The sequence below is a fragment of the Chromohalobacter beijerinckii genome, from assembly GCF_023061185.1.
In the GTDB taxonomy this organism is placed as follows: Bacteria; Pseudomonadota; Gammaproteobacteria; order Pseudomonadales; family Halomonadaceae; genus Chromohalobacter; species Chromohalobacter beijerinckii.
Genome location: NZ_JAKGAK010000022.1, coordinates 25,764 through 50,756 on the forward strand (window position 1 = coordinate 25,764; position 24,993 = coordinate 50,756).

The 24,993-nt window shown below is 58.5% G+C and carries 24 protein-coding genes, 3 tRNA genes and 4 pseudogenes; 9 read left to right on the forward strand and 22 right to left on the reverse strand.

Going from position 1 to position 24,993, the window contains the following annotated elements; translation table 11 throughout:
• Both L1075_RS13890 and L1075_RS13895 read left to right on the forward strand, forming a co-directional pair.
• Positions 1-1,305 carry a TRAP transporter large permease gene (locus L1075_RS13890; protein ID WP_246942409.1) on the forward strand — a complete coding sequence of 435 codons (1,305 nt, stop codon included), beginning with the start codon at positions 1-3 and terminating at the stop codon, positions 1,303-1,305.
• Positions 1,306-1,323: 18 nt separating this feature from the next.
• Positions 1,324-2,634: a glycoside hydrolase family 28 protein gene (locus L1075_RS13895; protein WP_246942411.1), complete on the forward strand. Its 1,311-nt coding sequence runs from the start codon at positions 1,324-1,326 to the stop codon at positions 2,632-2,634.
• Between the two features lie 219 nt (positions 2,635-2,853).
• On the opposite strand, the pseudogene L1075_RS15880 reads toward L1075_RS13895, so the two are convergent.
• The 7 genes and pseudogenes from L1075_RS15880 to L1075_RS13920 form a co-directional block, all read right to left on the reverse strand.
• Positions 2,854-3,099: pseudogene (locus L1075_RS15880) on the reverse strand (integrase core domain-containing protein).
• A gap of 28 nt (positions 3,100-3,127) precedes the next feature.
• On the reverse strand, positions 3,128-3,412 hold the full coding sequence (locus L1075_RS15885) for a DDE-type integrase/transposase/recombinase (RefSeq protein WP_378111365.1): 285 nt from the start codon (positions 3,410-3,412) through the stop codon (positions 3,128-3,130).
• Positions 3,413-3,631: a hypothetical protein gene (locus L1075_RS13900; protein ID WP_246942413.1), complete on the reverse strand. Its 219-nt coding sequence runs from the start codon at positions 3,629-3,631 to the stop codon at positions 3,413-3,415.
• Positions 3,632-3,666: 35 nt separating this feature from the next.
• Positions 3,667-3,978: a DUF1153 domain-containing protein gene (locus tag L1075_RS13905; RefSeq protein WP_246942415.1), complete on the reverse strand. Its 312-nt coding sequence runs from the start codon at positions 3,976-3,978 to the stop codon at positions 3,667-3,669.
• 173 nt (positions 3,979-4,151) lie between these two features.
• Positions 4,152-4,447: pseudogene (locus tag L1075_RS13910) on the reverse strand (IS3 family transposase); the annotation flags it as partial.
• 16 nt (positions 4,448-4,463) lie between these two features.
• Positions 4,464-5,597 (reverse strand): annotated as a pseudogene (locus L1075_RS13915) (IS110 family RNA-guided transposase).
• A 292-nt stretch (positions 5,598-5,889) separates the two neighbouring features.
• A pseudogene (locus L1075_RS13920) lies at positions 5,890-6,114 on the reverse strand (DDE-type integrase/transposase/recombinase); the annotation flags it as partial.
• A 172-nt stretch (positions 6,115-6,286) separates the two neighbouring features.
• Between L1075_RS13920 and L1075_RS13925 the strand changes: the two are divergent.
• Complete coding sequence (locus L1075_RS13925) at positions 6,287-7,279, forward strand: phage integrase (RefSeq protein ID WP_246942417.1); 993 nt, start codon at positions 6,287-6,289, stop codon at positions 7,277-7,279.
• Positions 7,280-7,354: 75 nt separating this feature from the next.
• Here the strand turns inward: L1075_RS13925 and L1075_RS13930 are convergent.
• From L1075_RS13930 to L1075_RS13960, 7 genes are all read right to left on the reverse strand, one after another.
• Positions 7,355-7,430 (reverse strand) — tRNA-Thr (locus L1075_RS13930).
• Between the two features lie 21 nt (positions 7,431-7,451).
• Positions 7,452-7,526: transfer RNA gene (locus L1075_RS13935), tRNA-Gln, on the reverse strand.
• 6 nt (positions 7,527-7,532) lie between these two features.
• Positions 7,533-7,608: transfer RNA gene (locus L1075_RS13940), tRNA-Phe, on the reverse strand.
• A gap of 84 nt (positions 7,609-7,692) precedes the next feature.
• Positions 7,693-7,965 carry an oxidative damage protection protein gene (locus tag L1075_RS13945; RefSeq protein WP_040239500.1) on the reverse strand — a complete coding sequence of 91 codons (273 nt, stop codon included), beginning with the start codon at positions 7,963-7,965 and terminating at the stop codon, positions 7,693-7,695.
• A gap of 42 nt (positions 7,966-8,007) precedes the next feature.
• Positions 8,008-9,069: an A/G-specific adenine glycosylase gene (mutY, locus tag L1075_RS13950; protein WP_246942419.1), complete on the reverse strand. Its 1,062-nt coding sequence runs from the start codon at positions 9,067-9,069 to the stop codon at positions 8,008-8,010.
• Positions 9,070-9,183: 114 nt separating this feature from the next.
• Positions 9,184-11,553 carry an AsmA family protein gene (locus L1075_RS13955; protein ID WP_246942421.1) on the reverse strand — a complete coding sequence of 790 codons (2,370 nt, stop codon included), beginning with the start codon at positions 11,551-11,553 and terminating at the stop codon, positions 9,184-9,186.
• The gene (locus L1075_RS13960; RefSeq protein ID WP_040239495.1) at positions 11,550-12,005 is read right to left on the reverse strand and encodes an acetyl-CoA sensor PanZ family protein; all 456 of its coding nucleotides are present in this window, start codon (positions 12,003-12,005) and stop codon (positions 11,550-11,552) included. Before L1075_RS13960 ends, L1075_RS13955 begins: the two co-directional genes overlap by 4 nt.
• A gap of 206 nt (positions 12,006-12,211) precedes the next feature.
• Between L1075_RS13960 and hisB the strand changes: the two genes are divergently transcribed.
• From hisB to hisF, 4 genes are all read left to right on the forward strand, one after another.
• A complete protein-coding gene (gene hisB, locus L1075_RS13965) occupies positions 12,212-12,805 on the forward strand; it encodes an imidazoleglycerol-phosphate dehydratase HisB (RefSeq protein WP_040239493.1) in 594 nt (197 codons plus the stop codon).
• A gap of 28 nt (positions 12,806-12,833) precedes the next feature.
• Positions 12,834-13,475: an imidazole glycerol phosphate synthase subunit HisH gene (gene hisH / locus L1075_RS13970; protein ID WP_246942423.1), complete on the forward strand. Its 642-nt coding sequence runs from the start codon at positions 12,834-12,836 to the stop codon at positions 13,473-13,475.
• A gap of 63 nt (positions 13,476-13,538) precedes the next feature.
• The gene (gene hisA, locus L1075_RS13975) at positions 13,539-14,288 is read left to right on the forward strand and encodes a 1-(5-phosphoribosyl)-5-[(5-phosphoribosylamino)methylideneamino]imidazole-4-carboxamide isomerase (protein WP_246942424.1); all 750 of its coding nucleotides are present in this window, start codon (positions 13,539-13,541) and stop codon (positions 14,286-14,288) included.
• A gap of 2 nt (positions 14,289-14,290) precedes the next feature.
• Positions 14,291-15,064 (forward strand): imidazole glycerol phosphate synthase subunit HisF, encoded by a 774-nt coding sequence (gene hisF, locus L1075_RS13980; RefSeq protein ID WP_040239489.1) that lies wholly within the window; start codon positions 14,291-14,293, stop codon positions 15,062-15,064.
• 10 nt (positions 15,065-15,074) lie between these two features.
• On the opposite strand, the gene L1075_RS13985 is transcribed toward hisF, so the two are convergent.
• Positions 15,075-15,671 carry a YjaG family protein gene (locus L1075_RS13985; protein WP_246895172.1) on the reverse strand — a complete coding sequence of 199 codons (597 nt, stop codon included), beginning with the start codon at positions 15,669-15,671 and terminating at the stop codon, positions 15,075-15,077.
• A 23-nt stretch (positions 15,672-15,694) separates the two neighbouring features.
• Positions 15,695-15,991 (reverse strand): MGMT family protein, encoded by a 297-nt coding sequence (locus L1075_RS13990; protein WP_075368004.1) that lies wholly within the window; start codon positions 15,989-15,991, stop codon positions 15,695-15,697.
• Positions 15,992-16,053: 62 nt separating this feature from the next.
• Between L1075_RS13990 and L1075_RS13995 the strand changes: the two genes are divergently transcribed.
• Complete coding sequence (locus L1075_RS13995) at positions 16,054-16,761, forward strand: type 1 glutamine amidotransferase (RefSeq protein ID WP_246895173.1); 708 nt, start codon at positions 16,054-16,056, stop codon at positions 16,759-16,761.
• Between the two features lie 34 nt (positions 16,762-16,795).
• Here L1075_RS13995 and mnmH read toward each other — a convergent pair whose 3' ends face one another.
• From mnmH to L1075_RS14020, 5 genes are all read right to left on the reverse strand, one after another.
• Positions 16,796-17,881 (reverse strand): tRNA 2-selenouridine(34) synthase MnmH, encoded by a 1,086-nt coding sequence (mnmH, locus tag L1075_RS14000; RefSeq protein ID WP_246895174.1) that lies wholly within the window; start codon positions 17,879-17,881, stop codon positions 16,796-16,798.
• Positions 17,878-18,915, reverse strand: a complete 1,038-nt coding sequence (selD, locus tag L1075_RS14005; RefSeq protein WP_040239483.1) for a selenide, water dikinase SelD — start codon at positions 18,913-18,915, stop codon at positions 17,878-17,880. Before selD ends, mnmH begins: the two co-directional genes overlap by 4 nt.
• A 54-nt stretch (positions 18,916-18,969) precedes the next feature.
• Positions 18,970-20,346 carry a DNA repair protein RadA gene (gene radA, locus L1075_RS14010; protein WP_040239481.1) on the reverse strand — a complete coding sequence of 459 codons (1,377 nt, stop codon included), beginning with the start codon at positions 20,344-20,346 and terminating at the stop codon, positions 18,970-18,972.
• Positions 20,347-20,479: 133 nt separating this feature from the next.
• A complete protein-coding gene (locus L1075_RS14015; RefSeq protein ID WP_075368008.1) occupies positions 20,480-20,938 on the reverse strand; it encodes a copper resistance protein NlpE N-terminal domain-containing protein in 459 nt (152 codons plus the stop codon).
• 102 nt (positions 20,939-21,040) lie between these two features.
• Positions 21,041-22,138: an alkene reductase gene (locus L1075_RS14020; RefSeq protein WP_040239479.1), complete on the reverse strand. Its 1,098-nt coding sequence runs from the start codon at positions 22,136-22,138 to the stop codon at positions 21,041-21,043.
• A 186-nt stretch (positions 22,139-22,324) separates the two neighbouring features.
• Here L1075_RS14020 and hisC point away from each other — a divergent pair, with 186 nt between their 5' ends.
• Positions 22,325-23,380, forward strand: a complete 1,056-nt coding sequence (gene hisC / locus L1075_RS14025) for a histidinol-phosphate transaminase (protein ID WP_040239478.1) — start codon at positions 22,325-22,327, stop codon at positions 23,378-23,380.
• A gap of 76 nt (positions 23,381-23,456) precedes the next feature.
• On the opposite strand, the gene fliD is transcribed toward hisC, so the two are convergent.
• Positions 23,457-24,785 (reverse strand): flagellar filament capping protein FliD, encoded by a 1,329-nt coding sequence (fliD, locus tag L1075_RS14030; protein WP_246895175.1) that lies wholly within the window; start codon positions 24,783-24,785, stop codon positions 23,457-23,459.
• Positions 24,786-24,993 lie beyond the last annotated feature (208 nt).

A 24,993-nucleotide genomic window follows, 5' to 3' on the forward strand; every position in this document is an offset into this window, starting at 1 on the left:
ATGGAAATAGGCATAGCTTATTATGCGCTAATTCTTTTTGTAAGCTTTTTTACACTCTTGGCTTTGGGAGTCCCTGTTGCTTTCTGCATCATTGTTGCTACAGCTATAGCCCTTGCCATTGATATGCCTATACAAGAAGTTTTTTACATGGGCAGTCAGACTATGTTTGAAGGCATTAATAGCTTTGGCCTGCTAGCTGTGCCCTTCTTTATACTTTCTGGAAGCTTAATGAATCACGGTGGAATAGCCAAAAGGCTAATAGATTTAGCTCTATTAATAGGGGGAAGAATCCCTGGTTCATTACTACACGCCAATGTGCTTAGTAACATGCTGTTTGGCAGCGTCAGTGGCTCATCTGTAGCTGCCGCATCTGCGGTAGGTGGGTTTATGGGTCCTCTGCAGAAAGAAAAAAATTATGATAAGAATATCTGTGCGGCCGTAAATATTGCATCTGCGCCAACAGGACTCCTCATTCCTCCTACCGGCATGTTCATTATTTATTCGTTATTGACAGGCGCTTCTGTTGGAACATTATTTATAGCAGCATACATCCCAGGTATAATGATGGGACTTGGTGTAATGCTGGTAGCATATTACTTTGCAAAAAAGTATAACTACCCTGTAGAGCCGAGAAAAGAAAGTAAAGAGGTAGTTAACATTATACTTAGCTCAATACCTAGCTTAGCAATGGTGGTTTTGGTTATAGGCGGTATCGTATTCGGCGTCTTCACAGCCACAGAGGGCGGCGCAATAGCAGTGGCTTACTCTGCCATCTTAGCGTTAATTTATAAAGAGATCAGCGTTAAAGAGTTTCCTAAAATATGCCTAGATGCTGCAGCCATGTCAGGCTTGATATTATTCTTAATAGCCGCATCATCATTTATGGCTTGGGTTATGTCATATTTGTCTCTTCCTGAAGCGCTGAGCGATTTGCTAATTGGGATTTCTGAAAACAAGCTCGTTATATTCCTACTTATGAATTTGGCTTTACTTCTGGTAGGTACGTTTCTCGATGTGGCACCAGCATTGTTAATATTTACTCCAATATTCTTTCCCGTTGCTCATTCATTAGGAATGGGAGATATCCAGTTTGGAATCATGATAGCTTTCAACCTATGCATTGGCAATTTCACACCCCCTGTAGGTAGTGCTCTATTCGTTGGGTGTAACGTAGCAGGTGTGCCAATTGAAAAGGTTATCAAGCCTCTCATACCTATCTTTTTACTAGAAATATTGTTATTGCTAATGGTTACATATATACCTAATATATCCCTTATCCTCCCGAAGATTTTCGGTTTAATTTAATTTCCAATGGGCTAAATTATGATATCCTTAAATGACTTTTATGACGAAAATACAACTATCTCATTTAAAAAAGCTATAGAACACCTTGCCAGTATAGGAGGTGGCGAGTTGGTGGTCCCACCAGGTACTTATATGGTTGGATCAATTGAGTTGAAATCTAATATTTGTTTGAATTTGGAGCCTGGCGCCGAAATCGTTGCTAGCCCTAATTATGAAGACTTCTCTTCGACTGTTAGCTCAGTGAAAGCGGAGGAATCATACTATGGCTTCATTTTTGCTAGAGATTGCAGTAACATATCTATCAAAGGTTTGGGGGAAATTAACGGAAATGCGCTGAGCTACAATGATTCGCCCCCCGACGATTTTGGATACATTCAGCCAAAAAAGCATAGGCCTAGAACTATAGTTTTCGAAAATTGCAGCAGAATATCTCTTAAGGGATTCTCTATAGTTAATGCTCCGATGTGGACCATACATCTTATAGCATGTGCAGACGGTTTAATTGATGGGTTGTCCGTTGACAATGGACTTGAGTATTCAAATACAGATGCTATAAATTTAGATGGGAGCAGAAACTTCAGGATATCTAACTGTTTCCTACGCAGTGCCGATGATGGGATTTGCCTAAAGACCAGCGTTAAGCCTAAGGACATCGATTTTCCATGTGAAAACATTGTAGTCTCAAATTGTGTAATCGAGTCCCATAGCTCAGCAATAAAAATTGGCACGGAAACATATAACGACTTCAAAAATATCACAATATCAAATTGCGTTATAACAAGATCGAATAGAGGCGTATCAATTGTGTCTAGGGATGGAGGTAGCATAAGCTCCGTCAATGTTTCAAACTTAATTATAGAAACCTCTTTAACTAAAGAGTGTCACTGGGGCAAATCAGACCCTATATATATATCATCACGATGCCGCAACCCTTCAGTTGAACCAGGTGTTATAAGCGATATATTTTTTAGCAACATACATATAAAGACTGAAGGTGCAATCAATTTTCATTCCGAGACGCTGGGTAAGGTAAAAAACATAAAGTTAGCCGAGATAACTATACAACAAAACTATACTAACAATAAGGAAAGAGGCTGCTTTGATTTAAGGCCTCCCTGTAATCCATACAACTCTAGCAACGATGGCATGGATAACGCTTATGTTATTGAGGCGGGGAGCTCTCGTCCCTATGGTGTGCATGAATATAAAGGTGGTTTGCCTGCGTTTTATTCAGAGGGGATACTGGAAAGTGAAATTGGCCTTATAAACTTTAACTATACGCAGGATGAAAAAGGCTACTGGAATGATACAAAGGTATTGTTTGTATAGGAAAAATTGTTTTAGCTTGGCGATTCTGGGAAAGGATTAAGTATTAATTGAGGAATGGGGTAATATACCTGCTCCGTTTCTCAATTATTTTTTGAAAAATTTTATAAATAACTTTGCTGCATAGTAGCCAGTTATCGATATAACAATATTATACTCGCTTGATCTATAGGAATGGCACATTAACGCCCTTGTGTAATGACCCCCTGGTTTCTGCACACCCTACGCAGCTAAAGCTGGGTGTGCTCGGGGTGCTACATAGCCCAGAGACTGATGTGGCCGCTCTTCGTTGTAGTAGCTGATCCACCGGCCGATAACTGCTCTGGCCTAGCCCAGCGGCTCGAATCGATGCTGCCAGATGCACTCCTCCTTCAGAGAGCGAAAGACGCGCTCGACGAATCCATTCTGCTCAGGCGTATACGGCGTCGTGAACTCCTGAGTGAGCCCGTAGGCCCTCATCGTCGACATGTAGTGCCGACTGCTGAAGACGAGCCCGTTATCGGACCTTAGCCAGAGGCTGATGAATCCGGCCCAAGGCGCCAAATCGATGCACTAGAGCCCCTTTCAGCGCCGCTTCGGCCGTCTTGCTGCTGCCATTGTCCAATAAATGACAACCGAGGATCTTCCGCGTGCAGCAGTCGATGATCACCGCCAGGCTGGCCCGTCGATCCTTGCCGCACCAAACGTGCGTCAGGTCGGTGGCCCAACGCTCATCCGGCCGTGAGGCGATCGATGGCAGGCGCTTGGCGCGAGGTCGGAACCCCTGGGGCCGCTTCCGCACCTACCAGCCTTGCAGCTGCAGGATGCGCTGGATCGGCTTGCGGTTCTCACCCAGCACACACGCCAGGCGGCGATAGCCATAGGCGGGGAACCGTTCCAGAGTCAGCTTGACCCTGCTGGCCAGCTCGGTATTGATCACGCGACGCCGCGGCTTGGGTCGGTAATATAATGTCCGCCGGAGAAGCCCCAGCCACCGACACAGCTGGGCGAGCGATACCACATGGCCCTCCTGGGCCATCTCCGCCTGCAGCGACCTTACGAGTTCTCATCCTCGTCGAGCAGGCACTTGAACTTTTTTAATGTATAGATTTCCAGGTGGGCCTCGCCCAGCGCCTCCCTGGTTTCCCGCAGCTCGGACTCATACTGTTCGCGGATGTCCTTGGGGCGCGCCCGGAACCCGTTCTCCATGTTGCGCTGGGCCTCCTCAATCCAGCCTTCGACCTCGGAGACAGTGAGGTCATGCTGGCGAGCCACTTCAGCGACCGTGATCTTGCCCTTGACGATGTCCATGACCACGGCGGCCTTGCGCTTGGCGATCCAGCGTTTGACGGTGGGTTCGTTGCTCATTTCGTCCTCCTGATCGCTGCACTCTAGCCTGTGCAGCTATGGAGGGGGTCACTCCACTAGCTCGATCCGTATGACTGCCATGTGCTGTCTGGAGTTATCTCACCGCCTCGCTTGATGTGTCATCCCAGGGGGGACGGTCTAACTTACGAGCCGCTTGAATCGCCTCAGTTATTCTAGCGACCCGTCAGGCTCTGGATATAACGCCGTTCGTACTCGACGGGGGATAAGCCATCGCTCGTGTCGTGACGGCATCTCGGGTTGTAGATCATCTCGATATAATCGAACATATCGCTCCTGGCGGCTCCCGGGTCGAATAGTTCCGTCGCTTGATGCGTTCTCGCTTGAGCAACTGGAAGAAGCTTTCGGCAACGGCATTGTCATGGCAGTTACCTCGGCGACTCATGCTGTCCTCTAGGTAATTGGCCTTCAGAAAGCTTTGCCAGTCCGCACTGCTAAATTGACTGCCTTGGACGCCCTTCTAAGTATCAGGCGGTGATTTGAGCTTGATTGATTTTTCGATGGCGGTTGCGCAGCACATAGTACAGTTCCTGGGCGATATAGCGTTTCAGGCACCGGATAGCTTCTAGCTTGGAGTGGCCCTGTGCCACTCGTCGGGCAATGTATGCCTGAGTGCCGGCATCCAGCCGGAGGCGGCCGATGGCGATGATATGCAGCGCACTATTGGCAGCTCGATCGCCCCGCGGTTAAGCCGATGTCGCTGAGTCTTCCCCGACGAGGCGGGAATGGGGCTAACGCCACATAGCGCTGCAAAACTGGCTTCCGAGCCAGGCGGTCCGGATTGTCGCCCGCCGTAATCAGTAGCTGTTGTCAACGCCAATGAAGGTTGTCCTCTTTACGGACTTATAGCTCCGGCGCTCACACTGTGAGGCCGACTCGTAGCCTACTGCCATGCAAGCTACCAGCTCCGGCGCCAGCTCATCGACGATGGCCTTGATCATGACATCCAGATCAGCAATCTCATCGTGCAGTTCCAGGTAGCGACGCGCGAGGGATTTCAGGGCAATGCGGTAAGCCATCGTGACATCCCGATAGCCGTTCAAATCGGGTCGCCAGGCCGCGAGTGTCCGGAGCAACTGCATGCGTGTCATGTTCCTCAGCAGGTCGCGCAATTCCTCAGGCGCGGAGATTACCTGCGTCTGGATCATCTGAAGGGCCACACGACGCGCTGCGACCGCCATTTTTCGGCAGACCTTCAGTACACGCAAGGACTCGATCATCCCGTCTCGTGTCTTCAGGGTGACCGTGCGAATACCCGCATAGGCCGCGTGAGCGGCATTCTCTGCATCGAAGGTGTCATTCTTGCCAAGCTTGCGCCGTACGCTCTTGTCGGGCGTGGTGACCTCCAAGGGATGCCTGCGTGCTGCAAATAGCGCAGCAAGGCCAGCGCCATAGGTGCCGGTACATTCGATTCCCACCCGACTGACCTCGCCGAAAGAGCGCATCCAGGTCAGCATGGTCTTGTTGCCGTGCCGAGTGGTCGGAAAGTTGCCGGTGCCAAGCACGCGATCATGAGCATCCACGACGGCGGCCACATGCAGATCCTTGTGGGTATCAACACCGCCGACAATGACAGAGCGATCACTGGGTTGCTGGCTCATGGTGGATCTCCAAGCTATCGGTTCAGGATGGCTTCACCGAGCTCGATAGCCTGGACACGACAGTAACGAGACAGGCTTTCAGGCCCTGCTTGAGTCACATGCTTCGACGAGGCAAAACCTCGCCGCCAATGCTCCCCGGTTACCGACAGATCCAGGGAAAACACACTACCCGGTTCGATCGGAGTGTGGGTCAGGAGACCCGACAGCCCTCGCAGCACCAAGTCTTCAGGATAGATCGATTACTATAAGTGCCGGATCAACCCAGGAACACCTGGCACCTTGTAGTCTTACTGTCCGAATGCACCATCAAAACTTCTTGGGGCCTTCTCCGCCAAACCGCTGCCAGCAAGGCATCCAATGCCAAGTCAGTAGTCATGCGAGACTGCATCGACCAGCCCACAACCTGCCGAGAGATCAAGTCGATGACTACCAACAGGGAGAGCCAGCCCTCGTAGATGCAGATATAGGTGATGTCAGTGACCCACGCGACATTGGGTACTGTCACTTCAAATCGGCGATCAAATGGTTGGGCTTCACCACCACTCAAGCAATGCGCGGCCTTCATTTCTGCGGGGCCTGGGAAGACATCGCCAATTACTACCGACGCCGGGGCCTGGATCGCGCCCAACTTCACGAATTGATAAGCCAACGCCTCGTCGAGCGACGATTGCTAGGGAAAGCGGCATAACATGGCGATCAAGAAGACCAAGACCGGCTGGCAAGTCGACATTCAACCTGGTGGTCGAGGCTTCAAACGCTACCGTAAGTCGTTCAAGACCAAGGCCGAGGCCAAACGGTTTGAACTCAAGGTCTCCGAGCGTGTTGCATCCGGGGAAGGCTACGAACCGCCCCGCAAGGATCACCGTCGCCTAAGTGAACTGGTCGAGCTTTGGTATCGTCATCACGGCACCTCGCTCAAGGCATCTCGAGAACGTGTGCGCTCCCTTCGCAAGACCGTTGAAGCCCTCGGCGATCCCATCGCACTATCCTTCTCCACCCAGGACTGGGCCGAATACCGTACCGAGCGCCTTGAGGAAGTCGCGCCGATCACGGTCAACCATGAGCACACTTATCTGAAGGCCGTCTTCTCCGAGCGTGAGCGGCTTGGCTTGTGGGAGCATGGCAATCCCCTGGCCCGGATGCGCCTGTTGCGTGTCGAAGAAACCGAGATGGCTTTTCTCGATGACGATCAGATCGTGCAGCTACTTCACTACCTCAAAGGGCTACCCAATCGCGATTGCTACTTCATCACGCTGCTGTGCCTTACGACCGGGGCTCGCTGGTCCGAAGCGGAAACACTCCGAGGGGAAAACGTCGGCTCGGATCGTGTCACTTACGCCGGCACCAAGTCCGGCAAAAGTCGCACCATTCCCATCCCGCTACATCTGGCCGGCCAGCTTCGCAAACGCCGCCGTATTGGCCGTCTGTTCGTTACGTCATATAAGACGTTCGGGAAGGCAGTTCAGGAAACCGGCATTGAGTTACCGTCTGGGCAATTGACGCATGCGCTGCGACACACCTTTGCCAGTCACTTCATGATGAACGGGGGGAATATCTTGGTCTTACAACGCATCTTGGGGCATCAGTCACTGACCATGACCATGCGTTACGCGCACTTCGCGCCGAACCATCTAGAGGATGCCGTGAAGTTCAATCCGCTCGCGTCGTTGACACTTGGTTGACACACACAAAAAAACCGCCCTGATAGGCGGTTTCTTTCAAGGCTAAAAAAGCCTTTAGAATCAGTCGCTAAGCTATGGTGCCGACACCAGGAGTCGAACCCGGGACCTACTGATTACAAGTCAGTTGCTCTACCAACTGAGCTATGTCGGCATGACATAAAGCCGTTAGCGATGGCTGGGGTAGCAGGACTCGAACCTGCGAATGCCGATACCAAAAACCGGTGCCTTACCACTTGGCTATACCCCAGCAAATTGGTGGCCAGAGACGGAATCGAACCGCCGACACGAGGATTTTCAATCCACTGCTCTACCGACTGAGCTATCTGGCCCTTCCAACGGGGACGCATTAAACCGAATTCTTCGGTTCGGGTCAAGCCTTTTAATTCAAAAAGATGCTGACCACCGGACCTGCTCTACTGGCTCGGGGGTACGTAGCCTTCGGCCTGGTCGGTATCCCGGTTGTCGAGAAAGCGCTCCATCTGTTCCATCAGATAGGTACGCGCTTCGGGGTCCAGCAAACTGAGATGCTTTTCGTTGATCAGCCGGGTCTGTAGCGCCTGCCACTCGTCCCAGGCTTGCTTGGAAACCGTCTGCTGGATTTCCTGCCCCTTGGCACCGGGTAGCGGCGGAAACGGCAGGGCCTCGAGCTCCTGTTGGTATTTACGGCAAAAGACGGTCTGGCTCATGGCGCTTACTCCTAACGTATTGCGGTTCGTCATGACACAAAATCACGAAACATCTCGATTGAGTAGTGTCTTGACCGGCGCCGCCAATCCTACACTAGCGGGCGCCTTGGCGTCGTACCATAGCGCCCCGGTCTCGCCGATCTCTGAAGGCAGCTCATCCAGACGCGCCGGTGAGGGCGTGATCTGCAAACGAAAATGGCTGAAGGTATGCGTGAACGCCTCGCCATCCGTCTCACGCTTTGCGTGGGGGAAGCGCTGATCGAGCCAGGCGCGTAACGCTTGCTCGTCATCGAACTGGGGCAGGCTCCACAGGCCGCCCCACAGGCCGCTGGCCGGGCGCTGCTGGAGGAAGATGCGTCCCAGTGGGTCACGCAACACCAGCATCAGTGTGGCGCGCTCAGGCAAGGCCTTGCGCGGCTTGGATTCAGGGAAGCGCGTTTCTTCGCTACGCGCATGCGCCACGCAGACATCCTCGAAGGGGCATAGCAGGCATGCCGGCTTGCTTCGCGTACACAGCGTCGCCCCCAGGTCCATCATCGCCTGGGTATAGTCGGCCAGGCGCTCCTCCGGCGTGTAACGCTCCGCCAGCGCCCATAACTCACGCTCCACGGCAGGACGGCCGGGCCAACCTTCCACGGCGTGCAGACGGGTCAGCACACGCTTGACGTTGCCATCGAGGATCGGTGCGCGCCGGCCGGTGCTGATGCTGATGATCGCGCCAGCCGTGGAACGTCCGATGCCGGGCAGCGCGGAAAGCGCCTCGACGCTTTTCATCGGAAACTCGCCGCCATGTTCTTCCATCACCACCTGAGCTGCCTTGTGCAGATTACGCGCCCGTGCGTAATACCCCAGCCCCGTCCAGAGGTGCAGCACCTCGTCTTGCGGCGCTCGCGCCAAGGCAGCGACATCGGGAAAGCGTTCCATGAAACGCTGATAGTAGGGAATCACCGTGGCGACCTGCGTCTGCTGCAGCATGATCTCCGACACCCAGATACGGTAGGGCGTCTTGTCGAATTGCCAGGGCAGTGTCTTGCGACCGTGAACGTCGAACCATTCGAAGATCCGCCGACGAAAGGTGTCGGCGGTGAGCGGAATTTCCTGCATGCGCGTTATCGTCCAGCCGGCGGCGGCGCCGTCAGATCATGGGAATGAGGGGTCATGGACATGCTAAAAAAAGCGCCGACAGATGTCGGCGCAGGGACTGGCTTTGGGCTTTGCTCACTTGAATAGACCACGCAACTTGTCTCCAAGTTCCTTGGCGGAGCCTTCTCCCAACGTTTCGTCGATCTTGCGCGCGGTATCGCTATCGAGCTCGTCTTCCAGCGCTTCGTCGAGCTTATCGCCGGCTTCGCGCTTGGCCTTGTCTTTAGCCAGCTCTCCCAGCGTGTCCTGGAAGGCCTCGCGATCGAAGCGGCACCATTTGCCCGGCTCTCCGCCGAGTTGCCCTTCACAATGCACTGGCAGGCTTACCTGCTGCAGGCGTGAGGTTACCCGGCAGGCACTCTGATCGGCAGTATCGATGAAACGCGCCTTGAGATCGTAGTCGAAACGCTCAGTAGGAATGTTGAACATGCCCGCGCCGCTCATCTCGATACCCGGAATGCGCACCTCGAGATCGTCGTTGCGTGCCACGCCATCGGTGATATCAAGGCTCGCCGACAGCGTGTCGAAAGGCGTGTCGTCGCTCCATTCGCGATCCGACTGGTTGCCGTCCAATATGGCAGCGGCGGTACATAGCTGACGCGAGACATTGACGTCGAGCATCGCGCCATCGTCGATGCGCAGCGAGGCCGTGCCGTTGAGATGGCGCTTGAGTGATTCGAGCTGATTGGTCTGCGAGGTGACATCGCTTTCCAGGTTGAGCCGGCCGCGCAAGGGCGATTCCGCGTCGTTGATATCCTTATACAGCGGAGCGATCTGCACACCGGAGAGCGACTGCGTCATGGCCAGACGCAGAGGTGATTGCCGGAGATCCAAGCTCCCCTGGGCGTCGAACGTGCCATCGTAGAGCTTGGCCGACAGGGATTCCAGGCGCTGACGCCCGTCATCACCCGTTACGCGCAGCGCTACGTCCTGGAGCGTCATGCCCTTGAGGATCACCGTATCCACATCCAGTTTGCCATCCAACGTCAGGCTGGAGAGCCACTCGGCAGGTAGCAAGCCAGCACTCTCGGCGGCGGCATATGCCGACGAGACGCCCAGCGTTTCGACGACACTCGCCGTACTTTCGTCCTCGCCATTGTCCACTTCCTCGCCGTTCTTCTCGGCGGGCGGCAGGTAGGCATCCAGGTCGAGACGTTCGCCCTGGAGATCGAAGCTCAACCACTGGCCATCGAAACCAGCGCCCAGTTCGCCGGTCAGCGTTTCACCATCGAGCAACAGGCTGAGATTCGAGAAGTTGATGCGCTGGAGGTCGCCATGCACGGGGCTGGTCATGGCCAGTTCGCTCAGCGCCTTGTCGTCGCCGGTCTCGGGCAAGGCGTCGAAACGCTTGAGCCAGTCCCGCAGTGGCAGCGGCGCTAGTTTGAGCTGCCCGGTATACTGCGGCGCCTTGAGCAGTTCGGTAAAGCTCAGTGTCCCCGTCAGGTCCAGGTTGTCGTCACCACTCAAGGCGATATCACGCAACTGGGCGGTTTGGGCATCAAGATCGGCTTCACCATCGAAGCCCAGGCTCAACCCAAGCGGCTTGCTCTTCACGGCAGGATGATGAAAACGTGTGTCGAGCTTGGCATCATCGAGACGGTAATGCTGCGCTTGCGTCTCGGCCAGCAGGTGGCCGACTTGCAGATTGAGGCCCTGCGCCTGATCGGAAAGCGCCGGCCACTGCGTGCTGGTTTCCAGGTTCACGTTGCTGAGTTCATAGCGGCCGTCGCGCAGACCCAAGCGTACACGGCTCTTGAACTTCACCTGGCTGGTCAACTCAGGCGCCTGGCTCTCGAGATCGAACGCCATCTGCAGTGGAAAGGCGGCGTCGGGATTGACATTGCTACCCTCCATGCTGAGATTGGAGAGCGTCAGATCCAGATCACGCTGGGCATCCTGATAATGCACGCGACTGTCGCGTACCTGAACACTCGCGATATCCAGCGCCACGGGCAGGCTATCGGGGTTTTGATCTAGCCCGGGTCCTGCCGACGCTGGCGCCAAGGCCTCCTCGGCCTGATCGCCACCGCGCTGCATGCGATCGAGCAGGACTTCCCAGTTGCCGCGACCTTCGGCGTCGCGCTCGAGATTGAGCCGCATGCCATCCAGCGTCAGCCCTTCCACGGCCACCTCACCGGAGAGCAGCGGCGCGAACGCCACGCTGACCTCAGCACGATCGAACGCCGCGAAGGCCGAGTCCTCTTGCGACTGCTCGGGCAACCAGGCCTCGGCCTGCTCGACACTGAAGCCCAGTCGAGGATAGAAGGACCAGGACAAGGGGCCGTCCAAGTTAAGCTCCAGCCCACTTTGATCGCGCACCGCCTCGACAAGCCGGGGCTTGAGGTCGTTGGGATCGAAGAACGTGGTGATGTAGACCACGGCGCCGACCACGATCAAGGCCAACACCCCGACCACCGCCAGCAATGCTCTCAGCAGCGCTCTCATTGGCGCCCTCCCTGTGACGCTAATGGATGATATTCATAGTACGTTCCGTCGGCGGCGGGATGATAGCCAAGCCGGGTCAACAACAGTTGATCCCCCATCATCAGCACTGTAGAGGGAACGCGCGGCGTACAGCCTTCGCCTTGCGCGCGTTCGGCAATCAGCATCAATAACCGTGAGCCGACTCCGCGATGCCGGGTTTCGGCGCGTACACAGAAATGTGACAACCACCATACGCGAGTTTCGCGACGCACGGCGACCGCTCCCAATCGACGCGCGTTGAATAACGCGCAGCAGAACACGCCGCCCTGGGTGAAGTGATCGTCGATGAAGCGTTCGACAGGCGCAGGCAGACGCTCGGCGGGTGCATCGCGGTAGATGCGCGCGAGATCCTGCGCCACTTGGGCATCCTTTGCCCATTCGGCGTGATCGATTTCCTGCAAGGTCACCGGCATGCCTGCTCTCCCTGGGCGATCTCCCTGGCCCTATCACGGACCCACGAGCATTGGTGGAGGGACGCGGGAATCGTCCCGGAACTCCCGGCATTGTAGCGGATGGCCGGGGCGATTCTCTATAATGACCGTTCCATGGCGCCGCGAGCCTTGCGCATCCACGCCTTCATCGCGCGCCCCGTTCACGTTCGAAGTGCTGGAGACCCCCTATGGCCGAGCGCGTCGCCACCGTGTCCCGCGACACCCACGAGACCCAGATCCAGGTCCGTATCAACCTCGACGGCGAGGGCCATTTCCAATCCGAAACGGGCGTCGCATTTCTCGATCACATGCTTGATCAAGTGGCGCGCCACGGCCTGATCGATCTGGAGATCAATGCCCAGGGCGACCTGCACATCGACGATCATCATACCGTCGAGGATCTGGGCATCACCCTGGGGCAGGCCTTCGCCCAGGCCATCGGCGACAAGCGCGGCATCCGGCGTTACGGCCATGCCTACGTGCCGCTGGACGAGGCGCTCTCTCGCGTCGTGGTAGACTTCTCGGGTCGCCCAGGCCTGAGCATGGATGTCGAGTTCACACGCGCGAACATCGGCCAATTCGACACGCAGCTGTTCTGGGAGTTCTTTCAAGGCTTCGTCAATCATGCCCAGGTAACGCTGCACATCGACAACCTCAAAGGCTTCAACGCCCACCATCAGGCGGAAACCATCTTCAAGGCTTTTGGCCGCGCACTGCGCATGGCGGTGGAACCCGATCCCCGCATGACCGGGCGGATGCCCTCCACCAAAGGCAGCCTGTGAGGCTCTCACGACGCGCTAAGGAGCGAGCATGACGATTGCGGTCATCGATTACGGCATGGGTAACCTTCACTCCGTCGCCAAGGCGCTGGAGCACGTCACGCATGAAAACGTGGTCATCACTGACGATTCGCGCAGCATTCGTGGCGCTAGCCGCCTGGTGCTGCCCGGCCAGGGCGCGATTCGTGACTGCATGGGCGAATTGCAGCGCAACGAGCTGCAGGGCCTTGTGCAAGAAGTACTACGTGCCCAGGCCAAGCCCTTATTGGGCATCTGTGTCGGCCAACAGATGTTGATGGAAGAAAGCGAGGAAAATGGCGGTGTGGCCTGCCTGGGCCATCTACCAGGGCACGTGCGTCACTTTGGGCGTGATCTGCGCGACGCGCAGAATCAACGCCTGAAAGTGCCTCACATGGGCTGGAACCGTGTCACGCAGCACCATCCGCACCCGCTCTGGGCGGGCATCGAGGACGATGCACGCTTTTATTTCGTGCACAGCTACTACGTCGAGGCACAAGAAGACAGCGACATCTTCGGCACCACCGAATATGGCGGGCATACCGCGCATGTCGCCACCGGCCGCGGCCCGGTCTTCGCCGTGCAGTTCCACCCCGAGAAAAGCGCACGCGATGGGTTACGCTTGCTCGAAAATTTCGTCACCTGGACACCCTAAGCGTTCAGGCCGGACATGCCGCCCTTCGACGGCGGCACCACACGCATACCGAGAGGACACGTCATGCTGGTGATTCCCGCCATCGATCTCAAGGACGGCCAGTGCGTCCGCCTCAAGCAGGGGCGTATGGACGACTCGACCACCTACGGTGACGATCCGGTGGCCATGGCGGCGCGCTGGGTCGAGACCGGGGCCCGCCGGTTGCATCTGGTGGACCTCAACGGCGCCTTCGAGGGGCAGCCGGTGAACGCCGAGGCGGTAACCGCCATTGCCCGCGCCTACCCCGAGCTGCCAATCCAGATCGGGGGCGGCATTCGCACCGCCGAGACCATCGAGGCGTATCTCGAAGCGGGCGTTTCCTATGTGATCATCGGCACGCAAGCCGTCAAAGATCCGGCTTTCGTCACCGAGATGTGCCGCGCCTTTCCGGGCCGCGTGATCGTGGGGCTCGACGCCCGCGACGGTTATGTCGCCACCGATGGCTGGGCCGAGGTCTCGACGCTCAAGGCCGTGGACCTGGCCAAGCGCTTCGCCGACGATGGCGTGACCTCGATCGTGTATACGGATATCGCCCGCGACGGCATGATGCAGGGCGTCAACATCGCGGCCACCGCCGAACTGGCGCGCGAGGGCGGCCTCCCGGTGATCGCCTCCGGCGGCGTCACCCATCTGGGCGACATCGAGGCCCTGCTCGAGGTAGAACACGAAGGCATCCTCGGCGCTATCACCGGACGTGCCATCTACGAAGGCAAACTCGACGTCGCCGAGGCCCAGCGCCTGTGCGACGCCGCGCCAGCCACACGGAGAAGCTGATCATGGCACTCGCCAAGCGCATCATCCCTTGTCTCGACGTCGATGCCGGCCGCGTGGTCAAGGGCGTCAACTTCGTCGGCATCCGCGACGCCGGCGACCCGGTCGAGGTCGCCAAGCGCTACAACCAGCAAGGCGCCGATGAGATCACCTTCCTCGATATCACCGCCAGCCACGAAGATCGCGGCACCACGGTGGAAATGGTCGAACGCATCGCCGGGGAGGTCTTCATTCCGTTGACGGTGGGCGGTGGCATTCGCACCTGCGACGATATCCGCACCATGCTCAACGCTGGCGCCGACAAAGTGTCGATCAACACCGCCGCGGTGACCAACCCCGATTTCGTTCACGAAGCGGCCGAGCGTTTCGGAAGCCAGTGCATCGTCGTCGCCATCGACGCCAAGCGGGTCTCCAACGAGGGCGAGCCGCCGCGTTGGGAGATATTCACTCATGGCGGACGCAAGCCCACCGGGCTCGATGCCGTGGAATGGGCATGCAAGATGGTCGAACTCGGTGCGGGAGAATTGCTGCTGACCAGCATGGACCGCGACGGCACCAAGTCCGGTTTCGACCTGGGCGTGACCCGCGCCATCGCCGATGCCGTCAGCGTCCCGATCATCGCCTCCGGCGGTGTCGGCCATCTCGATCATCTGGTCGCGGGCGTCAAGGAAGGCGGGGCTGATGCCGTACTCGCCGCCAGTATCTTCCACTTCGGTGAGTACACCATCCCCGACGCCAAACGCTACATGGCCGAACACGGCATCGAGATGCGCTTATAGCGCGCGTCTCTTATCCTTCGGCGCTGAGTCCCAGATTGCTCACGCCCTCGTTACGCCCCAGGCGACGCAGCGACTTGAGTGCGTCACGCGTCAGCGGCGCCTCGACGTGCTCGAGCACCGCTTCCTGAAAGCCGTGCTCGTCGTCCATCAACGGATGCTCACGCACACGGGCCGCCAGCCGCTCAGCGTCATCGTCCGCGCCGTCGGTCATCTCAATGTAGGCATGCACACCATCACGAGACAGGCGGCTCACATCACGCGGCGATTCGGGCGCTTCGCTGCGCAAGGCGTCAAGCAATGCCGCCAAGGCCATGACCACTTCAATTGCCCGCCGCGCGCCGAAGCTATCGTCGGTTTCCGGCGGCTCCTGCTCGGCGAGTTTCTCAGCCTGCTTGTCGAAGTCTATTGCCGCATCTTTCACGGCCAGCGCTTCCCACGCCAGATCAAGCACGTTGCGCAGCACCTTCGCGTCACCGGCGCCGCTCATCTGAGCATATAGCACGTAGTTGGGGCTCATACGCTCTATCAAGGCCGCCATGAAGGCCAGCCGAGCGCGCGCGGGCAATTGATCCAAACGAGCATGGAAGCCGTCGGCGGACGCTGTCATATCATTACTCCTCAGGGGATGCGTCAGGGCCAGAGTATGTCTTGGAGAACGCGCCCACGGGCATCGAACACGACGCCCTCGGCGCGCAGTTTTTCATGCTGGTGCACGGCACCGGTATGCTCGGTCACGCGTCGGCTGGCATTGATGACGCGGTGCCAGGGCAGCCCGTGGCCGCTAGGCAGGTGACGCATGGCACTACCCACCATGCGCGCCGTGGCGCCATCGGTCATATTCGCGATGCGCCCATACGTTGTCACTCGACCCTCGGGGATCTGGGCGACGATAGTATAAATCTGTTCAAGCACCTCGGCTCGCGGCATGCTAGCTCTCCTCGACGCCCCCACTTGCTGCGTGGGGGCGGCTTTATCATCATGGGCGCATCATGCATATCTACTTTCTACAGCACGCGGATTACCTCGGCCCGGCGCGCTTCGCCGATTGGCTGACGGGCATGGGCCACAGCCATAATACCTGCCATTTATACGCGGACGAGGCACCGCCGCGTTTCGACAACTTCGATGCCTTGATCGTGCTCGATGCACCGTTCGGGCTCCACGAGGGCGCGCCACCGACGTGGCTCCAGCGCGAGCGCAAGTTGATCGCGCGTATGCTCAAGAGCGGCAAGCCGCTGCTCGGCGTCGGTATCGGTGCGCAGTTGATCGCCGAGGCGCTGGGCGCCATCGTCTCCCGAGGTACCTATGCCGAGCGCGGCTGGCAGACTATCACCTTGGCCGACGAGAGCCCCTTCGACCTGCCCGAGCGCTTCGAGGCATTCACTTGGCATCACGATGTCTTTGGCTTACCCGACGAAGCCTTGCCTCTGGGCGGCAGTACCGCCAGCCCCTTGCAAGGCTTCGCTTGGGACGGCGGCCGCGTGGTGGCACTGCAATGTCACCTGGAGGCCACTGCTACCTCGGTCAGTGTCCTTTACGATCACCTTGCGGCATTCGACGAGCGGCTCGCGGCCACCGACGGCGCTTACCTGCAATCCCGCGAGACGGTCATAGAGGAACCGCGGCGTTTCGACCGCCTCGCCGCCTTGCTAGACCGCGTCATGCTCGATTGGCTGCGTCACGCCCGCCGTCCTTAATCCGCAAGAGACAAGGCACTAAACAGGTCAGCGATTAGCGTGTCAGTGATGCCGACCAGTCGCGCGCGAACGCCAGGCAACTCTCCCAGTCGCCGACATGCAGCGCCTCGTGAGGCGACTGCTCGAGCTGATAGCGATACATGGGATCGTAGTATTCAAGCATCAGCGGCGCGAGCCAGGCTTCGTGCGCCTGAGTATTGCCCCGCTGGTGTTCGCGGAAAGCCAGCGCCTGCAAGCGTTGCAGACGCTGGAAACGCGCACTACCTAGGCGTTTACGCACGCGCTTGAGCGCGCTGGAAAGCTGCTTGCGCATCAGCGCCCAGCCCAGCCACTCGCCATAGTGGCCACGATAGGTCTGCCACAGGGTCTCGATATAGTCCTTGCGGATCTGTTCGAGGCGCCAGTCCAGCGGCATTTCCACGCGAATGCGCGGCGCCGCTTCCATGGTTCGCCAGAAGGACAAGGGAATATCCAGCCGCCCGATCATGCGTGACTCATCCTCTACCACGCAGCCAAGCGGCATCCGTGATAGCGCCACGCCCAGCGAATGTTCGAAATCGATCTGCGACGGCCCTTGCAAGGGATGTCGACCGAATGCCGAGCCCTTGTGCCGGGCATGGCCCTCGAGATCGACCCCCGTGTCGAGGCGTTGAATCAACTCGGTCTTGGCGCTACCGGTGAGGCCGGCCACGACTAGCGTCGGCCGTGTTGCCGCCGAGGTAATCTCGGCGCTCAGGCACTGTCGCATGGCTTTCCAGCCGCCTTGGATACGCGGCAGGGTGATGCCCGTCTCCTGCAGCCACTGCTGCGCGATTTGCGAACGCAGCCCGCCCCGGAAGCAATAGATCAGTGCCTGGGGATGACGCTCGGCAAACGCTTGCCACGCCGCCACACGACGCCGTTTGAGGGTGCCATCCACCAATTGCGTGCCCAACTCGATAGCGGCGGCCTGACCGGCTTCTTTATAGCGAATCCCCACCGCCTGGCGCTCGTCATCGTCCATCAACGGCAGGTTGACGGCACCCGGCAATGCGCCCTGAGCGAATTCCACCGGGGCACGAACATCGATCAGCGGGCGCTCGAGCAACGCCAGACCGGGCGCGATTTGCGGTAGGCTCACCCACGCACCTCGATCACACTGGCGCCACTCGCGGGGCGCATCTCACCGAAGGCTTCCAACGTGAGGCCGTGTTGACGGCCGATACGCTCGACGTCGTCCGCCCAGGCGGGGTCGACGCTGAGCAGCAGGCCGCCCGAGGTCTGGGGATCGCACAACCACTGCCAATGCGCCGCATCCATATCGGGCAAGGCCTCGCCCAGGGCCTGACGGTTGCGCTGCGTGCCACCAGGCACCGCCCCGCGCCGCCGGTATGCTTCAGCCTCGGCGAGTCTGGGCAGCTTGGCGAAGTCGATTCGCGCCTTGAGTCCGCTCGCCTGGCAGACCTCGCTTAGGTGCCCGGCCAAGCCAAAACCGGTGACATCGGTCATGGCATGCACGCCCTGGACCTTGGCCAACTCGATCCCGATCCGGTTGGCCTTCAACATCGTTCGGCGCGCCAGCCCCTGGTGACCGGATTCCAGCCAACCATGCTTCTCGGCCGTGGTCAGCAGCCCCACTCCCAGCGGCTTGGTGAGATACAGCAAGTCGCCTGCCTTGGCGTTGCTGTTGAGCTTGAGGTGTTCGAGATCGACCAGGCCATTCACCGCCAGGCCGAAGATCGGTTCGGGGGCGTCGATGGAGTGTCCGCCGGCCAAGGCCAGACCCAGCTCACGGCAGATCGACTGTGCGCCGCCTACCACGTCGCCGGCGATTTCGGCAGCCAACTTGTCGAGCGGCCAGCCAAGAATGCCCAGTGCCATGATCGGCGTGCCACCCATGGCATAGACATCGCTGATAGCGTTGATGGCGGCGATGCGCCCAAAGTCGAAGGGGTCGTCGACAATGGGCATGAAGAAGTCGGTCGTCGAGATAAGGCCGCGACCGTCGCCGAGGTCATAGACGGCGGCGTCCTCACGGCCCTGATTGCCCACGATCAAGCGTTTGTCGGTGGCACCGGGGCCCGCCTTGGAGAGGATGCTGTCCAGCACGTCGGGGGCGATCTTACAGCCACAGCCAGCGCCGTGGCTGTATTGCGTCAGGCGAATGGCACTCATTGGGCACTCCTTGGCAATCGTTCACTCCATTCTACATCACCGGCGCGCCAGCGTTTACAGGGCTTCCAGGGCATCGCCGAGTTTATCGACGGCGATCACTTCCATACCCTCGGGCGCCTGCCGCGGGGCGTTGGCACGCGGCACGATGGCGCGTGTAAAGCCGTGTTTGGCAGCCTCGACGATACGCTCTTGGCCACTGGGCACGGGGCGAATCTCGCCCGACAGCCCCACTTCGCCGAAGGCCACCAGCTCACGTGGCAAGTTGCGGTTCTGCAGACTGGAGACGACGGCCAGCAATACGGCCAGGTCAGCGCTAGTTTCGAGTACCTTGACGCCGCCGACTACATTGAGGAAGACGTCTTGATCGCCGGTAAACAAGCCACCGTGCTTGTGCAGCACGGCCAGCAGCATCGCCAGGCGATTCTGATCGAGCCCCACGGCGACGCGCCGTGGGTTGCCCAAGGCCGAATCGTCAAGCAATGCCTGGACCTCGACGAGAATCGGCCGCGTGCCTTCCCAGACCACCATCACCAGGCTGCCGGGCGCTTGTTCCTCAGCGCGCGACAAGAAGATGGCGCTGGGGTTCTTGACCTCCTTGAGGCCGTGCTCGAGCATCGCAAACACGCCCAGCTCGTTGACCGCGCCGAAGCGATTCTTTTGCCCGCGCAGGGTGCGGAATCGCGAGTCCGCCCCACCTTCGAGCAGCAACGACGCATCGATCATGTGCTCCAGCACCTTGGGACCGGCCAGCGTACCGTCCTTGGTGACGTGCCCCACCAGCATCAACACGGTATTGCTCTGCTTGGCGAAACGCGTCAACGCCGCCGACGACTCGCGCACCTGCGCCACGCCGCCGGGCGCCGAGCTGATATCCTCCAGGTGCATGGTCTGGATCGAATCGATGATCAGCACGGCGGGCTTTTCACGCTCGGCGACCGCAAGCACCGTTTCGATGCTGGTCTCGGCCAGCATGTTGAGCCCCTTAACTGGCAGTTGCAGCCGATGCGCGCGCATCGCTACCTGGGAGAGCGACTCCTCGCCGGTGACGTATACCACCTTGTGCGACTGGGCCAGTTTGCAGGCGGTCTGCAGCAGCAACGTCGACTTGCCGGCGCCGGGATTGCCCCCCAACAGCACCGCCGAGCCCGGTACGAGACCGCCGCCCAGTACGCGATCGAACTCGCCGAAGGAGGAAGAGAAGCGCGGCACTTCGGTGAGATCGACCTCGCCCAGGTCGACCACGTCGCGCGAGACCAACCCCGCATAGCCGCTTCGTCCCGTCGTCGACGGTGACTGCGCATGTGGCCGAGCACTTCCCAGGCGCACTTCGCTGAGCGTATTCCACTCGCGGCAGCTCGAACACTGCCCTTGCCATTTATTGTATTCGGCACCGCATTCGGTGCACACGAAGGCGCTTTTCGCCTTGGCCATGTCGTCGCTCCTTGCTGATCACCGGCATTCTATCATCACGCCCGACGTCGCCTCGTCCCGGTATGTCCCACGCAAGGGCCGGACATGCAAAAGGCGGCCCGCGGGCCGCCTTTTCGGTGATACGAGAACGCGATTACTGCTGGCGTTGTAGACGCAGCGTCTCGCCATTCTCGAAGCGACGCAGTTGCGGATCGATCAGTTCCAGCGTGTTGGCGTCGAGCTTCTGGAAATAATAGATCTGCCCTTCGCCTTCAGGTGTCAGCTCGTAGACGGTCGCCTCGGGATCTTCCGCGGCGCCATCGATGACTTCCCACTGGCCGCTGTATTCTTCGGCAGGCGGATTCTCCGGATGGTTGCGATATTCGGCTTGCAACTCGAAGGTGCGCTCATCCGCAGTCGCGTCTTCATCACCCATCAGTTGCACTTCAAGATCGATACCGTCGCAGCTGCGGCATGGCAAAGTGCCGCTGTAGACGGTCGGCTGTTCGGCTTGCTCCGACGCACCAGGCTGGCCTTGCTGTGAAGTGCCCGTGGCACAACCGGCAAGTACGGCGAGCATGGCGGAACCGGCGAGCAACGTCCTGATCTGCATGATAGTCCTCCTAACCAATGGGTCCTGGGCCGCTCCCGCGGCCCCGTGGGTGACAGCATAGCGTCATGTGACGCTATCGGACACCCTTTGCAGGCTTAGACCTCATGATAATGTCGGATAGTCCGTGTAGCCCTCGGCGCCACCGCCGTAGAACGTTGCTGGATCAGGCTCATTGAGCGTGCTCTCGCGACGGAAGCGTTCGACGAGGTCAGGGTTGGCGATATACGGACGCCCGAAGGCAGCGCCATCGCCCAGGCCATCGCGAATCAACGCTTCTGTGCGCTCGGCGGTGTAGTGCCCGCAGTAGATCAGCGTTCCCGGGAAGCGCTTGCGCAACTCGCGGCGGAAGGTGTCGGTCAGCTGCGGCCCTTCGCCGGTCCAATCGGGCTCGTTGACATGCAAGTAGGCAATACCGCGACGCGTCAATTGCTCGGCCAGATAGAAGGCCATTGCCTCCGATTCGTCGTCGCTCAGGCCGAAGATCTCGATGAACGGCGAGATACGAATCCCGACTCGATCGGCGCCCATGACCTCACTGACGGCATCGACGACTTCCAAGACCAGGCGCGCCCGGTTGACCAGGTTTCCGCCATAGCGGTCGGTACGCTTATTCGAGCCGGTCGCCATGAACTGTTGCAGCAGGTATGCATTGGCGGCGTGCACCTCGACCATATCGAAACCCGCGCGCTTGGCACGCTTGGCGGCCTGGCGATAGTCGTCGATCAGCGCTGGAATCTCATCGGTTTCCAGGGCTCTTGGGGTGCTGGTCGGGTGCTGGCCCGAGCTGCCGTCATCGAACTCGAGGAAGCAGTTGGCGCCTTCTGCTCGTAGTGCACTCGGCGCCACCGGCGGCTGGCCACCCGGCTGGATCTTGTGATGCGAGATCCGGCCCACATGCCATAGCTGCAAGGCGATTCGACCGCCGGCACGATGCACGCTGTCCACGACGCCACGCCAACCGGCTTCCTGCTCATCGGTATAAATACCCGGCGTATAGACATAACCACGCGCGGTGGGAGAAATATTCGTTGCCTCGCTGAATATCAAGCCGGCATCAGCGCGCTGCGCATAATAGGTTTGCTGCAGCGCCTTGGGCACCATATCCGGCGTGCGAGCGCGAGTCAGCGGTGCCATCAGCACTCGATTGGGGAGCGTCAGCTTGCCCATGGTGAGCGGTGAAAGCAGCGAATCGTAAGCCATGTCGCCTCCTGTAGAACTCTTGGTAATCATTACGATGTGCAAGAGATGAGGTCGTTAGTAAACTAATCAAGGGCATGCTGGCATTTTCTGGCGTCGACATACGATACGAGACGCGGCGCAACTTGCGCGCGTCCGGGCGTCGCGTCACCATGGACACCTACCTCATCACTGCCTGTGCGAGCTTTCATGAGCAAGTTCTGGAGCCCCGCCGTGCGTGAGCTCACTCCTTATGTGCCGGGAGAGCAACCGCGCGAGCGTCTTATCAAACTCAATACCAACGAGAACCCCTATCCGCCCGCGCCCGGCGTCGAGCAGACGCTACGCGATTTTCCGGCCGATCATCTGCGCCTTTACCCGGACCCTAGCGCCACAGCGCTTCGCGAGGCACTGGCCGGGGAATACGGCGTTGCGACCGAGCAGGTATTCGTCGGCAATGGCTCCGACGAGGTGCTAGCGCTGGCTTTCCAGGCGTTTTTTCGCCAGACACAGCCGCTGCTGATGCCGGCGATTTCCTATAGCTTCTATCCGGTCTACTGCAAGCTCTACGATGTGGCCTACCGAAGCGTGGCACTAGACGACCAGTGGCGCGTGCCACTGACGGCCTTCGATACCGACAATGGCGGCATTGTCTTCGCCAATCCCAACGCACCGACCGGCCACGGCCACCCGCGCGAGGCGATTGCTGCCTTGCTGGAGCGTAATACCGAGAGCGTGGTACTGGTCGATGAAGCCTATGTGGACTTCGGAGGCGAAAGCGCGATCCCTCTGGTCGAGCGTTTCCCGAACTTGCTGGTGACGGGGACGTTCTCCAAATCACGAAGCCTGGCTGGATTGCGCCTGGGCTTTGCGATCGGCTCGCGAGAACTGATCGAGGGGCTGGAGCGTGTCAAGGACTCCTTCAATTCCTTCCCTATCGATAGCATCACCATTGAGGCGGGCATCGCCGCGCTGCAGGATCAGGCCTACTTCGATGCCTGCCGCGAACGCGTCATCACAACGCGCGAATGGACGCGGCGCCAACTCGAAACGCTTGGCTTCGAAGTATTGCCCTCGCAGACCAATTTCCTGTTCGTACGGCACGATGCCTATCAGGGAAGTATGCTCTTCGACGCCTTGCGTGAACGGGGCATTCTGGTGCGTCATTTCAACAAGGAAGCGCTGAGCGACTTTCTGCGCATCAGCATCGGCACGGATGATGAAATGACGAGCCTCGTGGAAGCACTCGAGGCCATATGTCGCTAACGAAGCGGGAGGCCACACAGCAAGACGCCCGCACGAGGCGGGCGTCGATCATGACAGTTGCCACAGCGGCGGATCATTACATCGCCGACAGCTGCTGTGTGAGATAGCTGCTCGTCTGATTCATCTCGGACACCATGCTGTCGAGTTCCTGGAACTGGGTGCGATAGCGATCCACTGTGGTCGCAATGCTGTCTTCCATCGAAGAATAGCGCTCTTCAAGACGATCTTTCTGGTTCTCGGCACCGGTCACGGCGCCCGCCACCATGCCGTTCTCACCTAGCATGGTATCCAGCTCTTCTTCGACTCTTCCCGCAATACCCGCCGATTCATCGGTCCCCGAGAACAGTGTTTGAACCGCGCCGGGCTGGGTCGAGAGCGCCTCGTCGAGTTGCTCATCGTCGATTTCCAGCTCGCCATCGACGTTCATCGAAATACCGACATCTTCCAGCGTTTGCAGGCCGTCTTCACCAACGCTTTCGGTCATCGTACTCCGTAGGCGGGACTCCGCCATGCGCGTCGTGCTGTCACCGAGCAAATCGCCGGCTTGCGTCTCACCATCTTCGGAGCTGAAACTGGTGAGATCGGCAGTGGTCGATTTCATATCGTTGTAACTGTCGACGAACCCTGTGATAGCGCCGCGGATCGACTCTTCGTCACGCGCCACCGTCACCGTGGACTCACCGGTGTCGGTCAGGCTCAGCGTCGTACCCTGAATGGCCTCTTCGACCTGATTGCTGTCACTCGTGATAGCGACCCCGTTGACATCCAGCTTGGCATCTTTGCCCTGGATTTCTGTTCCGTCATCTAGGGCCATCCCATCGAGACCATTGAAGGTAACACTATCGATACCAGCTTCCGCCCCCATGGACTCGGAAGCTATTGCCAGCCGACTCTGCGACCCATCGAACACGACCGAGGCCGAAACCCCTGCATCGCTTGCGTTGATGGCGTCACGCACATCGCTCAGAGTGCTATCCGCCTCGACCTTAATGTTCTGTGCCGTCCCATCGTTCAGCGTGACATCGAGGCTCGCCTCGGTATTGGCATTGAGCACCGTTTCTTCATCGACGCCTTGGGTGGCAATGCTCGACGCCGTGGCCAATTGCTGGACCTCCACATCGTAACGCCCCGGCGGCGCATCGGGCGTAGCAGCCGCTTCCGCGCTTTCACCTTCAACGTTGCTGGTCACACTATTGAAGAGCTCGGGATCATTGAGATCACTTGCTGAAGACTGCACTTCCGATAAGGAACTCTGCAACTTGCCATAAGCCGATATTTGCGTTTTTTGATCGACCTGCTGTTGCTGAATAGGCACGAGCTTTTCTTGCTCGGCCTCTTGAAGTTGATCAAGCAGCCCGTTGAGATCAAGGCCGGAGCCAACGCCCAATGACGAGATGGAAGCCATACCGCCTCTTCCCCTTTTAGATGCGTTTCATCGCAAGCTTACGTCTGCCGATGTCTGTGACCCACCCTAGCAAACCTTTAGCATATTAGGGAGGGAGAATAGCGGCAAAAACGCTCGCGACTCCCGGCATTCAAAAGGCTAAAGTTTTGGCTCCAGTGGCCGATATTGCAGCGCTTTGTCGGGCTGTATAAACGACAAAACCCCAGCT